This is a genomic window from Flavobacterium arundinis (assembly GCF_038289855.1).
GTDB lineage: Bacteria > Bacteroidota > Bacteroidia > Flavobacteriales > Flavobacteriaceae > Flavobacterium > Flavobacterium arundinis.
In genome coordinates, this window is sequence record NZ_JBBYHR010000001.1 from 178,157 (window position 1) to 191,753 (window position 13,597).

13 protein-coding genes and 1 tRNA gene are annotated in these 13,597 nt (G+C 34.3%); 10 read left to right on the forward strand and 4 right to left on the reverse strand.

Annotated elements, in window-relative coordinates:
- Positions 1–196: 196 nt before the first annotated feature.
- The 4 genes from AAEO56_RS00775 (at position 197) to AAEO56_RS00790 (ending at position 4,216) form a co-directional block, all read left to right on the forward strand.
- Entirely contained in the window at positions 197–1,414 is a 1,218-nt protein-coding gene (locus AAEO56_RS00775; protein ID WP_341695103.1) for an MDR family MFS transporter, read from the forward strand.
- 108 nt (positions 1,415–1,522) lie between these two features.
- Positions 1,523–1,882, forward strand: a complete 360-nt coding sequence (locus AAEO56_RS00780) for a BlaI/MecI/CopY family transcriptional regulator (RefSeq protein WP_341695104.1) — start codon at positions 1,523–1,525, stop codon at positions 1,880–1,882.
- 1 nt (position 1,883) lies between these two features.
- Entirely contained in the window at positions 1,884–3,893 is a 2,010-nt protein-coding gene (locus AAEO56_RS00785) for a M56 family metallopeptidase (protein ID WP_341695105.1), read from the forward strand.
- Positions 3,894–4,075: 182 nt separating this feature from the next.
- Positions 4,076–4,216 carry an SsrA-binding protein gene (locus tag AAEO56_RS00790; protein ID WP_341695106.1) on the forward strand — a complete coding sequence of 47 codons (141 nt, stop codon included), beginning with the start codon at positions 4,076–4,078 and terminating at the stop codon, positions 4,214–4,216.
- Here AAEO56_RS00790 and AAEO56_RS00795 read toward each other — a convergent pair.
- Positions 4,213–4,725, reverse strand: coding sequence for an adenine phosphoribosyltransferase (locus AAEO56_RS00795; protein ID WP_341695107.1), 513 nt, complete (start codon positions 4,723–4,725; stop codon positions 4,213–4,215). The genes AAEO56_RS00790 and AAEO56_RS00795 overlap by 4 nt on opposite strands.
- 70 nt (positions 4,726–4,795) lie before the next feature.
- Between AAEO56_RS00795 and AAEO56_RS00800 the strand changes: the two genes are divergently transcribed.
- Positions 4,796–4,869: transfer RNA gene (locus AAEO56_RS00800), tRNA-Arg, on the forward strand.
- A 144-nt stretch (positions 4,870–5,013) separates the two neighbouring features.
- On the opposite strand, the gene AAEO56_RS00805 is transcribed toward AAEO56_RS00800, so the two are convergent.
- Entirely contained in the window at positions 5,014–5,247 is a 234-nt protein-coding gene (locus tag AAEO56_RS00805) for a helix-turn-helix domain-containing protein (protein WP_341695108.1), read from the reverse strand.
- Between the two features lie 92 nt (positions 5,248–5,339).
- Here AAEO56_RS00805 and AAEO56_RS00810 point away from each other — a divergent pair, with 92 nt between their 5' ends.
- The 4 genes from AAEO56_RS00810 (at position 5,340) to AAEO56_RS00825 (ending at position 9,080) form a co-directional block, all read left to right on the forward strand.
- Positions 5,340–6,491, forward strand: coding sequence for a hypothetical protein (locus tag AAEO56_RS00810; protein ID WP_341695109.1), 1,152 nt, complete (start codon positions 5,340–5,342; stop codon positions 6,489–6,491).
- 151 nt (positions 6,492–6,642) lie between these two features.
- A complete protein-coding gene (locus AAEO56_RS00815; RefSeq protein ID WP_341695110.1) occupies positions 6,643–7,803 on the forward strand; it encodes a site-specific integrase in 1,161 nt (386 codons plus the stop codon).
- 10 nt (positions 7,804–7,813) lie between these two features.
- Entirely contained in the window at positions 7,814–8,122 is a 309-nt protein-coding gene (locus tag AAEO56_RS00820; protein ID WP_341695111.1) for a hypothetical protein, read from the forward strand.
- Positions 8,112–9,080 (forward strand): hypothetical protein, encoded by a 969-nt coding sequence (locus tag AAEO56_RS00825; RefSeq protein WP_341695112.1) that lies wholly within the window; start codon positions 8,112–8,114, stop codon positions 9,078–9,080. The genes AAEO56_RS00820 and AAEO56_RS00825 overlap by 11 nt, the downstream gene beginning before the upstream one ends.
- A 269-nt stretch (positions 9,081–9,349) precedes the next feature.
- Here AAEO56_RS00825 and AAEO56_RS00830 read toward each other — a convergent pair whose 3' ends face one another.
- Together AAEO56_RS00830 and AAEO56_RS00835 are read right to left on the reverse strand one after the other, a co-directional pair.
- Positions 9,350–9,784, reverse strand: coding sequence for a HEPN domain-containing protein (locus tag AAEO56_RS00830; protein ID WP_341695113.1), 435 nt, complete (start codon positions 9,782–9,784; stop codon positions 9,350–9,352).
- Between the two features lie 25 nt (positions 9,785–9,809).
- Positions 9,810–10,862: a DUF262 domain-containing protein gene (locus AAEO56_RS00835; protein ID WP_341695114.1), complete on the reverse strand. Its 1,053-nt coding sequence runs from the start codon at positions 10,860–10,862 to the stop codon at positions 9,810–9,812.
- Between the two features lie 245 nt (positions 10,863–11,107).
- Here AAEO56_RS00835 and AAEO56_RS00840 point away from each other — a divergent pair, with 245 nt between their 5' ends.
- Positions 11,108–13,450 carry an N-6 DNA methylase gene (locus tag AAEO56_RS00840; protein ID WP_341695115.1) on the forward strand — a complete coding sequence of 781 codons (2,343 nt, stop codon included), beginning with the start codon at positions 11,108–11,110 and terminating at the stop codon, positions 13,448–13,450.
- Positions 13,451–13,597: the final 147 nt, after the last annotated feature.

Consider the following 13,597-nt stretch of genomic DNA (forward strand, 5'->3'; position numbering starts at 1 on the left):
TACACAAAGATTCGCAAAGAATCGCAAAGGTTCACAAAGCGCGGCATGGTAGTTTTTCTAAGTTCTCTGTACAGATAATCTCTTTGCGCTTCTTTGCGAATCTTCGTGGTATAACTCCAACTACCCGTAAGAATTATTTCCATTTGATACCAAAGCACTTGCAAATCATTTGTAACTTTGAGGCAAACCAATCCACATGTTCCTGCAGGCCATTTCCCGATACATCAACAACTTCCGCGGATTCAGCAGGGAGATATGGATACTTGCCATCATCACATTCATCAACCGGGCCGGCACGATGGTACTGCCTTTTCTTTCAAAATACCTTAAGGAAAACCTTCATTTTACCTATGACCAGGTGGGAACAGTTATAGCTTGCTTTGGGTTAGGATCGCTGCTTGGCTCCTGGATTGGCGGCAAATTATCCGACAAAATTGGCTTTTACAAAATAATGATCTTCAGCCTTTTTACAAGCGGGTTAATGTTCTTTGCAATACAATATGTCACTACATTTCCGGGATTGTGTATTGCGATGTTCAGTATCATGGTTATTGCCGATATGTTTCGCCCCGCCATGTTCGTTTCCATTAGCACCTATGCCAAACCGGAAAACCGCACACGGGCCATGACGCTTGTAAGGCTTGCCGTAAACCTTGGCTTTGCCGCCGGGCCTGCCATGGGCGGACTTATAATTGTGGCTGTGGGGTATCGCGCATTATTCTGGATAGACGGTGCATCATGCATTATTTCGATACTTATTTTCAGTCTTTTGGTAAAAGAGAAAAAGAAAGTGGCATTGCCGGAAACTTTTACAGAAGATATAAAAAAGCCCCGAACGCTCCGAAACGACAAGTTATTCTGGCTGTTCCTTTTTTGCAGCTTCGCCACGGCGATGGTGTTTTTCCAACTGCTCACCACCCTCCCGCTCTACCACAGGCAGCATTACGGCCTTACGGAATTCCACACCGGGCTGTTCATGTCCTTCAACGGACTTATGGTCTTCGCACTGGAAATGCCGATAGTAAGCTTCTTTGAAAGGAAAAATGTGCCGAAGCTAAAAGTCGTTGGCTGGGGAGCGTTGCTTGTTGCATTGAGCTACCTCGTGCTGCTGTTTGACGCTTGGATCGGCATCCTTATAATAAGCATCATCCTTATCACCTTCGGCGAAATGTTTAACTTTCCTTTTTCCAATTCTTTTGCCTTTGGCCGTGCGCCAAGAGGACAGGAAGGGCTATATATGGGCTGGTACACCATGATGTTCAGTATGGCCCATATTGTCAGCGCAAAATTGGGAATGGATATAATAGCCAAACACGGATACGCTGCTAACTGGCTCTTTATGGGAGTGTTCGGACTGTTTTCTTTTACCTGCTGTATAGTGTTGCAACGATTACTTTTAAAAGAAAATACCTGAAACTTTCCGGTTTGATACAAAAAAACTACCTTTCCAGTTATTTAACTATAAATATAGTTGCGTAACTAAAAAAATAGTTTTACTTTTGGATCATACAATTCGGAAACCATGCAAAAACTGACAAACAAAGAAGAAGAGATCATGCACATATTATGGAAGCTGGAAAAAGCTTTCGTAAAAGAAGTGCTGGAAGAGATAAAGGACGACAAGCCGCACTACAATACGCTGTCGACCATCATTCGTAACCTTGAAGAAAAGGATTATGTAGACCATAATGCTTATGGCAATACCCACCAGTACTATCCGGTAGTTAGCAAAGAAGAATACAGAAAAGGATTTATGAGCAACGCCATCGAGAGTTACTTCAATAATTCCTACAAGAGCATGATATCCTTTTTTGCAAAGGAAGAAAAAATTAGCGCTGAAGAGCTCCGTGAGATACTCGATATGATCGAAAAAAAGAAATGATATGGAAAATTTCATTATCTATATGGTTAAGGCATGCGGGCTGATCGCCCTGTTTTTCCTAGCATACCATACTTTATTAAAGAAAGAGACTTTTTTCACCTCAAACCGGTGGTTCCTGCTGGCCGGGCTGTTTACGGCGGTACTGCTTCCGTTCATCGTTTATACAAAAACAATATGGGTAGAGCCTACGCCGATAGCACAATTGCCCGGGGAGACGATTGACCTTTACCAATTAATGCAATACCGCCAGCAACTGGCAAAACTGCCGTCACCGGAAGAAACCATCACTATCAATTGGTTTGATGTTGTTGGGGGTATGTATTTCGCTGGTGTACTTTTGTTCTTTGTACGTTTTATATTAGATTTCTTATCCATACGAAAAGTACTTACCTGCAATATTATCATTAAGGACAAGAATTTCAGGCTGATTGATTCAGAGAAAGTGGCCTCGCCTTTCTCATTCTTTAATTATATCGTTTATAATTCAGCCATACTGAAGCCCGAAGAACTTGACAGTATTATTACCCACGAAAAGGTACACAGCAGCCAGAGGCATTCGCTGGATATGATCATTAGCCAACTGTTCTGTATAATGTTCTGGTTTAACCCTTTTATATGGATGTACAAAAAATCGATATCACAAAACCTGGAATTCATTGCCGATGCCGAAGCTACAAGGCTACTGGCCGACAAGCAGGCCTATCAAAAAACACTATTAAAAATAACCATACAGCCTGACTGTATTGCCATCACCAATCATTTTTATCAATCATTAATCAAAAAGCGAATCGTTATGTTAAACAAGCAACAATCAAAAAAATGGAATTCCTGGAAGTATGCCACAATACTTCCACTCCTTGCCGCATTCATATTCCTGTTCCAGGTAAGAGTTGTGGCACAGGAAAAGCAGTCAGCCCAACAGCCCGTAAAAGTAACCGATACCAAAGTGAAGTTTGCTCTTGAAATCAATAAGGATACACAGGACAGTGAGCTTGAAGAAAGCAAAAAAGTTCTTAAAGAAGAATGTAATGCCGATGTAAGCTACGAGAAAGTTATCCGCAACCTGAACAGCGAGATCACAGCCATTAAAGTTACTGTAAAAGATAAAGGCCAGTCGCAGGTATATGAAGTGGCAGGAAATGACCCTATAAGCCCTTTTACAATTGAAGTGGAGCAAAACGGTTCAGGCCGCAACGCAATAACTTTTGGTACAGGCGGCGATGATAATTTTATAAGAAGCCGTGCTTTCCGCATTGCAGATAATGGCGACCGTAAGGACTTTTCAAAAGACATGGCTAAGGACTCTGTCAGAATGCAAAGGCACCAGATACTTAGGTCTTATAATGGCGGCAGTATGCCCAACCTCCCAAACACTCCATTTCCTCCAACCGAAGGCTGGTCTGTAAACAGCATGAAAATAGGCGGTAATGATATGCTTATCATTATCAACGGGGTAAAGCAGAAAAAAGGCGAAACTTCCATAAAAATCCCGCTTGGGCAGGAAATAGCTGAGATGAATATCCTGAAAGGCAAAGAAGCCAAAAAGAAATACGGCAAAGAGGCTAAAGAAGGTGCTGTAGAAATAACAACCCAGGGCGCTAATAACATGGCTTTCAACATAGGCCCGGAAGCTTTTGATTTCCAGATGCCACCTGACATGCAGTTTGACATGCCTATGGATTTTGATATCAGGATAGAAAGCCTGGGCGACTTTGGTAACATGAACCGTATATTTACAGACGGTGACTACTTTAAAGCCTGGGGCGATATGTCTGAAGAAGACATGAAGCAGGTGCAGGAGGAATTGAAGAAAGCGCAGATAGAATTGCAGGACCTTGGGCCAAGGATGCAGGAAAGCTTCAGGAAAAAAGAAATGTCCCAAGAGGAGTTGAAAGCTGCGAAGGAAGAGATAGAAAAAGCTAAAAAAGAAATAGAGCAATCCAGGAAAGAAATGGAAAAAGCGCGCAAGGAACTGGAAAACGCGAGAAAGAAATTGAATAAAAAAGCATAATTATTTAGAGTTAGTTACATAAATAAATTTAGTAGTTTATTATGACAAAAGCGGCCTTTGCAGGGCCGCTTTTTTTGTTTTGAAAGAATCGGTTAAGCCGCTGAAAAATAACATTATATTATGAGAGGAGACGACTTGGAAAAGAGGGCTTTTTTGTATTTTAGTATTAAAATTTTATCGCTATGTTTAAACTTTTAGCTAAACTCAACCATTGGCTGCTGCCAAACTATACCAAAGATCAGCTTGACCTCGCGAAGGCAACTAAATTCCAAAAGGCTGTCATCGCCTGGAAGTATTATGTAACCACCCGGGCTTTGGGTTAATAAACAAGCGGGGCATAAACTTCATACGGGCCAATTTTTTCACGCCCTTTCAGGAATGAAAGCTCCATCAGGAAATTGCATTGAACAATTTCGCCGCCCAGCTTTTCCACAAGCTCACAAACAGCCTTTGCTGTACCTCCTGTTGCAAGTACATCATCGTGTATTAGTATCCTGTCACCCTTCTTAATGGCATCGGTATGTATCTCGAGCGTGTCCATGCCATATTCCAGTTCATAAGAAGCTGAAATTGTTTCAAACGGAAGTTTTTTCGGCTTACGCACCGGTACAAACCCTGCTCCCAGTTCATACGCGAGCAACGTTGCAAAAAAGAACCCACGGCTCTCCACTCCTACTACTTTATCTATTTTACGCTCCCTAAGCCCATTGATCAGCAGTGCCATACATTCCCTTACAGCCTTTGGATTGGCCAATAGCGGTGTTATGTCTTTAAATACAATTCCGGGTTTCGGAAAATCCTGAACATCACGTATATACTGGTTTAATGTCATTTTTTTGTAGTTTATTATGGTTTTGCGTTTGCAAGTTACACAATATTATGTATATTTGCACCCGCATTAAGGCCTCGTGGCGCAACTGAATAGCGCATCTGATTACGGCTCAGAAGGTTACTGGTTTGAATCCAGTCGAGGTCACGAAATAGTAGATTGAAAAAATCTAAAAGTACTTAAAACCCGCTATATGCGGGTTTTTTATTGGACTTTATTAGACAATAATGGACAATATTGGTCAACTTAATTACCCCTACGGCTATCCCTGTATTGAAAAGAACTGATTTACTATAAATCTTCAAAGAAATCCTTCAAAGAAATTTTGTGAATATCTAAAACCTTGATTAAGGTTTTGAGCGTGATATTTTTCCCCGATTCAATACGCCAATACTGTACCCTATTTAATTCATTTTCAAAAGCGAAAGTTTCGTAACTCGTGTAACCTTTTGATAATCTGATAGCTTTTAATTTCTTAGAAATTTCATTGATTTTTAATTCGATATTTTTATCTACATCTTCCATTTCGGAAAATTGTAAAAAATGTCGCTTTTAATTTACCGCATTTATTATACAAATTTATATATTAGCTGAAAATATTTTGTAAAGTTTTTACTATGAAAACATCTTTGGCAATGGGAAGACTAATTTTAAAGTCGGTTTTAGTAATTTCTGTTTTATTTGCTTCTTGTAAGAATGAAGCCAAAAAATCTGAAATACTTGTAAGAGATAAGGGTATCGATACTATCAACGAGGTCGTTAAAACTGATGTAAATTTTATAACTTCTAAAGAAGCTACTTTAAATAAAGTTGGAGATACAATTTACGGTGATTTTAACGGCGATGGAAAATTGGAAAATGCCTTTCGTGTACTAATTAAAAAGGGGTATGGTAATCCAGTAGAGGACGGAATTCCTGATGAATATGAGATACATTTTTCAGATAAAAGAATTAAACCTGTAAAAGTAGATTGCTGTTGGTTTAAGCTAATCAATGAAGGCGACTTAGATAAAGACGGGGCGAATGAAATTACTATTGTACAAGCCCCTATGGATGGTTGTATAGGTAGTGTAAACACCTTCACTATTAAAGCTGGAAAAAGCTACCGTTTAATTCATCCCTTTACAATTTACTGGTGTGCTGATATTACTGATTCCGAGTTACAAAAATTGGTTGTAAGTGAGAATAATAGTATCTACTATTATGAAGCTAATCCAAACGATGAAAATCTGTTAAGCGACAATGGAGATAAAATCCGTTTTGAAAGATTAATAAAAAATAAGGCAACTGTAGTAAATACTGCCGCTAATGATAATAATGTATTAGCTGATTTACCACAAACTGATAATGAAGTTATTGATAACACTTCGATTAATAATTTAAAAGACTTACTGGTGGTTTCCGAATTAAGCCTTAAAGATATGGTTTCATCGCTTCAATATACTTGGGATGTACAACCTCCTGTGCAAGATACATCTGAGAAGGGTTATGTAACTGAACGATACATCTTCGCTTATGATAAAAACGGTAAAAAGCAAATTTTGAAAAGATGCGGTAGAATGGATATGAACACAGGGAGGACTCTCTGGCTGACCAATTTTATTTCTGATGATTTGGATTTACTAAATAAGATAACTACAAATTTAAAATATCAAGGATTTGAATTGACGGGGAAGCAAAACTCTCAATATATGTATGAAGATGGTAATAGGATGGTGATGATTAAGAAAGGGAAAAAGGTTTATGAAATAAATGTTGTTCTAAATTGAAATAAGAAACCTTGTGAATTGAGGCGGCTACTTTAAGCCGCTTTTTTAATACCATTTTGCCAAATGTTAAACTTGTGTTAAATAGTCGAATTTTAAGATTTTCTTAACTTCTTCAGGGAGTTATGTAAATTATAAACTTAAATTAATATCTATGAAAAATTCTTACTCAGTTAAAACGATTTTAAGGAAGGATAAGAAACGAAGTGATGATACTTACCCCTTAAATTACTTGATAATTTTCAACTCGAATAACTTGAAGTTATCTACTAAGCATTACCTACCCCTGAACGAATGGGATTTCGAGAAGCATTGTCCTAAGGGGACTGGAAACTCGATTTTGAAGAAGAAACTTCAACAAGAGGAGAAACTAATTTATAACAACCTTCTTGAATTAGAATTATCTGGAAAGCCCTTCATCAAGGAATTGATTAAAGAAAAATGTACTGGCGGTTATTCAAGGAAAGACTTTTACTATTACTTTGACGAATATTGTAAAAAGAAATTTAGATTGCTTGAGGAGGGAACCCAATACCATTATACCCTGTTTAGGAAGCAACTGAAAGAATATAAAACTAATGTTGAACTTGATGAAATTAATATAAAGTTTATTGAAGATTTTTTACACCACCTGGCTACCGAAAAGAATGTAGGTGTAAGCGGCGTAGCAACCCGAAGGAAAACCTTTTCAGCGGTATTGAATAAATTTGTCGTTGATAAGTTGATAAAAGAAAATCCCTGTAAGCACGTAAAGGTTGCTAAGGAAAAAGAAAGAACGGTATTCTTAACTTCAAGCGAAATTGAAAGAATTAAAAATGCTGACTTGAAGTTAGGTAATCTAACCGAAGGGCTAAATCTCACCCGTAAACTATTTTTGTTCAGCTGCTATACTGGTTTAAGATTTTCTGACGTGATGAACTTGAAAAAAGAAAATATTATCGGACTTAAAAAGATAGTGTTAACTATGAAAAAGACGAAACGAACCGTAGAGATACCAATTAACCAGTGGGCTTTAAAGATGTTAGTAAGTTCCAAAATAAGAACTAAGAAGCCGAAAGAACTTATATTTGATAATAGGGAAAATGTTTCTGTAAATAGAGATTTGAAAATCATTGCTAAAATCGCTAAAATAGATAAATTAGTAACCTTTCACGTTGCGAGGCATTCGTTTGGTTCTATGCTGGCTAAAAATGGTGTACAACCCTTCTATATAATGAAGCTGATGGGACATAAAGATATTAGAATGACGGAACGCTATGTAAACTCCGACGAAGAGATTTTAACGAACGCAATGAAAACTGTAAAGTTTAATTAAAAGAAACAAGATGCCGAAATTAGATCAGAAACTTATTAAAAAGAAACTCATTGAACTTACGCGTACTAAGCGCGAATTAGAAAGCGAAAAAAACAAAAATATTGAAATTTTAAAAAATTCTGTTAAGCCTAAATTGGATAGTGATTTACTGAAAAAGTCCGAAGCCGCGAAGGAATATAACATTAGTGAGAAAACTATCGATAGAATGAGAAGCAAACCGAAAGGGCTTAAATATGCCCAAAAATCGCCTAAAGCTACTGTATGGATAGTCAGGAAAGATTTAGAAGATTATTTAAAAAAAGATAGGCATGATAGATAAAATAAAAATACACCTGAAGGATTATTCTCCCAGCGATAATATAACGTGGAAGGAAAAATTAGTTGAAGACTGTATTGATAAATCTTTATATAATGCGAGGTTGTATAACAGCGCTTTTCCGAAGAAGAAATTTTCATTAAAATTACTTTTGACGGCTGACGAAGGAAACGATATGTTTAACTTAAGTATTGATGGAAGCATTAGAAAATGGTATTATCAAAAGAACTCCCGAAAAGATTTGAATTATGAAGAATTTCTTGATTGTATAGAGTTACTTGCTAAAGAATTAGGAACTACTAAAAAAAGGATTTTAGCTGGCAAGGTCAATAAGGTAGAAGTAGGTGTGACACTCTTGTTAAAAGCAAAGATGAGAGGTATAAATGATTGCTTCGTCAAATATCGAAATGCTGAACGAGAAGTTGTTGAAGAGACTACTCTATATTTTAAGTTTGCAAATTATAAGTTAGTTTTCTATGATAAGTTTTTAGAAATTAATAAAAATACTATTTGGTCAGATGTCCAAAAGAAGGTATTTGAAACGTTCTACTTCCTACGTTTTGAAATAAACGCCAAAAAGGTTTCTGGAACTACGTTCAAAAATAAATTTGATACGGTTGAAAAAATAAAAGAAAATTGGAATGATTTACCAGATGTAATTGAGAAGTATATTACAAATATTGTTTTTGTTGATGTAATTTCTAAGGAAAAGATGGCTGATGTAAGCGACTATTCAGATTTTATAATTTACCTTACTTTTTTAGGTATTAAACAATACGGCGTCATTGAAAGTATAAACCTGCTTGATAAGTCGCTTAGTATAAATAATAAAAAGAAAAAGATTGAACAATTTATAGATATATATAGAACGAATATTACTGATGATTTAGACCTAAAGGCTACGTTACTTATGGAATTAAGGAAAAAATTAGATAGATTATATAATAAGAGTAAGATATAATACCTTCTGAGCTTATAAATACGCGATAAGCCAATACAAGTAAATTAGGGCGAAAACTACAAAGCGCCTGTGAATTATACTACAAAGCGAAGTAAATAGAACAAGTAGGACTATTTAACTCCGCTTTATTTGTTTAATATAATTGAGGGTGGGCATTTTAGCTGGTTTAAGGAATGAATTATCACGATAGTATATATTAATCTCTATTTTAAATTAGAGGCTTCAAATTGCCTTGTTTACTAATTATGCCTTTTTATTAAGCCGACTACTTATCGTCTAATAATATCATCCAAGAAACTAATTATTAATTTTAAATTACCATAATGAACTTCTATTATGCGCATTGTTATGGAATCATTGTTACCATGAGCGATATTGTTTCGATTAGCAATTATAGTATTTAGTGAACTAATAATCTCCTCTTCCATTACTAACTCTAAATCTGCCTTCCATTTTTCATCAAATGATTCTAAAAATCCGCATAGCTTTTTATAATCGATGTTAGTGAAGTTTTTAAAATTTTTCTTTACATATTTAGCTGTTGCTTTTGAAGACGTTGTATCTACATAGTCCCCTATCTGTGCCTTAATATAGCTTTCTAATAAGCCTGAAACCTTTACGCATAAATATTTTGAAAAATGAGATTGTATCTCATCATCTGTAATAGTTTTAGCTGTAATAAATAGCGCATCTAAAGACGCCATCTGATTTCGAATTCTATAATGCACTTTAGATTGAATTAAATGCTTCAATACTCATTGAAATTCTACCTTTAACTGATGCTTCACTTGAAGTCCCACTTTGTACGTATGATAGAAATGCAGGTTGTAAAATTAATGTGTCATATTCTTCCTTAAGTCTGGAACTATCAATCGGGCTTGAATTGTTAACAAGTCTTTTTGCAACTCCAATCATAACCGAGTCAAAAATAGCTGCGTTAAGTCTGTTTCCTATTCTAAACGCATTGCTACCTAAGGCTGAGTAAATTGTAGATATAGTAGTTGTAAATAAATACTCTAAATCGGCTTGAGGATACCTTTCAAATTTTCTATTGGTGCCCATAAATTGATTTAAGGAGGATTTTAAAACTTTTTTATACTCACTATAATGATAGTAAAGTGTAAAAAATCTCAAGATTAATTCTTGTTCTTTCATTCTTCTATTAGCTACTCCAAATATCTGCCTCCAAGCTGGAAACTCTACTAATTCTGATAAGAACTCGTTAAAGGGACCATAGTAAATGCACGCCCTAATCTCTTGCGGTTGTAATGGGGTTCCTCCTGTATTAAGCCTTTCAAAGACCATATAAATACTACTTTCATCATCGTCCGGAGTTTCCTGTTTGATAATAGTTGCGTGTAAAATGGAATCGTCCAATCTATTCCTGTCCGCTTCTTTCAATGTATCGTAAGTAAGCCCTTCTAAATCTGGTTGAACATTCTTTAACCGAAATTTTTTCTCTCCGAAAACTCCTTTATAAAAATTCGCGATACTTAGCATTCTCTGTTGACCGTCAACGATAAGTAATCTACCTGTTTCATTTTCTTTTGATAAAAATACTCCCGGTACTGGAAGTCCTAAAATCAAGGATTCTATGAATCGAGATGCCTGGATGTTTGTCCAAACATATTGTCTTTGGAAAGGTGGAACAAATATTTTTTCTGTTTCAATTCTATTTACAACACTGTCCAATGTATAATCAGCTCCGTAGCTAGTAATCGAGTATCTAAATTCTTCATTCTCACTAATAGTATCGTCGTATATCTCGAATTCTTCTTCCATAATTGTTTTTTGTTTTTGTAAAATTAATTATAAATAATAAAGTTTTATACCGATAACATTATTATTGCTAGTGTAATATTGAAAACTTTTTTAATAACTAAGAAATGGCTTTGTAATTCTAGGCTTCTTAAGTACTATATTTGTTAACAAACTCTCAAAAAATGTGGTTTTTTTATAATAAAGTATTGACTTTTTTTTCCAAGCAAGGATTTAGTTTTACCGACTTAAATCCAAAAACTATAGTTTTGGAAGATAATGATTTACTTACTGAAAAACTTCAAAGTAACGTTTATTATTACGAATGTCCACCTCAGACAAAAACTTCTTTTTATATAATCCTTGAAACGCTTAGTGATCAAGAATTTGATGAATTAAGAAAATATATTTGGAATGAAGATAAGGCTGATTTGATTTTCATTACTAATGAAAAGTTAGAATCAGATGTTATTATAAATCTGTACTATGGTAAAATCTCTCCGAACTTAAAAATATCGGACTATAAACTTGATAGCTTTAAAGGTAGTGATGCTGGCAATGAAAAGATTGATAAAATCAATAAATGGAATTTTGATAGTGGACTATTTTGGTTGAATTATAAAAGCTTTATTGACCGCGTTAGAAAATCTAAAAGCATCGATAGGGAACTTATATTTACTTTAGAAAGACTGAAAAAAGATTTGTATAATGTCGTAGCGAATGATGAAATTGTACAAGCTCTCATTGATAGAACTCTATATATAAAATATTTGGAGGATAATCATATTATAAATTCTTACTTCTATAGCCATTACTTTGGTGATTTCAATATAACTTACAAAGAACTATTGAATAGAAATGACATTAAAAGCGTTAATAATCTATTTAAAATTATTAATGAAATTTTTAATAATTATTTGTTCATTACTCCTGAGATAAATCAAGAGTATCTGAATAATACTGTATTTGATTTAATTTATCATTCGATATCAGGAACTAGTTTAACCGGTCAACTATCTCTTTTTGATTTTAAATTTAATGTTATTCCTGTTGAATTTATCAGTTATATATATGAAGTTTTTCTTAAAGAAGAACAAAAAGAAAATGGAATTTTTTATACTCCTAAAAAACTTGCTCAACTAATCATTGATGATGTTATTATTGATGATAAAATTGGAAGAGTATTAGACCCGTCATGTGGATCAGGTATGTTCTTAATAGTTGCTTTTCAAAAGCTATTGGAGAATAGCCCTATTGAGTTTAATGATGTAGAAAAAAAAATTGAGCATAGGATACGACTGCTCTCGGAAAATATTTTTGGAATTGAGAAAAGATCCATTGCTCAACGATTTACTATTTTTTCTTTATCTCTTCAGATATTTAGAGACTTAAACCCTGATGAAATAAAAGAGTTTATAAATGGAGAATTAAGAAGTAAAAACAGGGTTGATTTATTTGGAAATTATTCTTTCTTTGAAAATATCATTTGCCATAATTCTCTAGATATCATTGATGAAGTTTTTAGAGAAGAAACATTTGATTACATTGTAGGTAATCCTCCCTTTTTTGAAATTAAAAACACCGATGAAGAAATAGCTTTTATTAGCAATTATAAAACTGTTGGCGAGAATACTAAAGTTACCGCTAAGGAAATTGTAGGGAGTCACCAAATATCTCAATGCTTTTTCCTAAAAATTAAAGATTGGAGTAATATAAATACTCGCTTTGGCTTTGTTACTAATAACTCTAATTTTTACAATGATAATTCTAGGAAATTCCAAAGTTTTTTTTATAGTAATTACCGTATTGAAAAAATATATGAACTTTCTAAAGTAAAAAAGATTTTATTTGAAAATGCTGAAGAAAGCGTTAGTGCAATAATTTTTAATAATTTATTAATAGAAGATAATTGCATTGAATACTATCCAGTTGAAATGGGGTTGTTTTCTGAAAAGCCTTTTGAACTGCTGGTTATTCAGGAAGATAAATTAATTGATATTAATCAACAGGAACTGGTTGAGAATAGAACAAGATTAAGAGACTTTTTATTGGGAAATAAGTATGATAAAGAACTGTTGCTAAAAATTAATAGTAACCAGTTTTTAAGTGATTATATAAAGTTAAAAACCGATAATAGTCAATTCTTACACCGTGGATTTGAACTTTGGGGAGAGGATGCTAGAAAGAAGGAATTTAATTTAAATAAAGAAGATTGGAAAAATTTACCGTCTGAAAAGAAAAAGGAATTTGTAGATATATTTGTAGATAAATATTTCACTGACGATTTAACTGAGACACATCTTGTTCCTTACGTTAAACCTAAAAATCTTGAACCTTTTTTAATATCTAACGCTAATAGATATATTTCAACTTTAGATAATTTTCATAGACCCAGAACTTTAGATATATATGAAGGAGACAAAATTATTATTTCAAGATTAGGAGATAACTTAAATGCCGTATATTCTAAAGAAAAAATCTTTTTTGATTTTTCTATTTATATTTTTAAACTAAGAGAAGAAAAGCTGTATTATCTTATTACAGCTATTCTGAACTCGGAGCTTTGTAATTATTATATTAATCAATATCTTAGAAAAAGAGTTAATGATTAATTTCCTAGAATAGGAATCGACGACATCAAAAACATCCCTATACCAAGGGATATAGATTTAGATTTGGCCGCTACGATTTCTGAGATTAGTAAAAATATTTCTGAATCTACATTGAAGTATACTGATGTTGAAGGCAAACTAAATAGT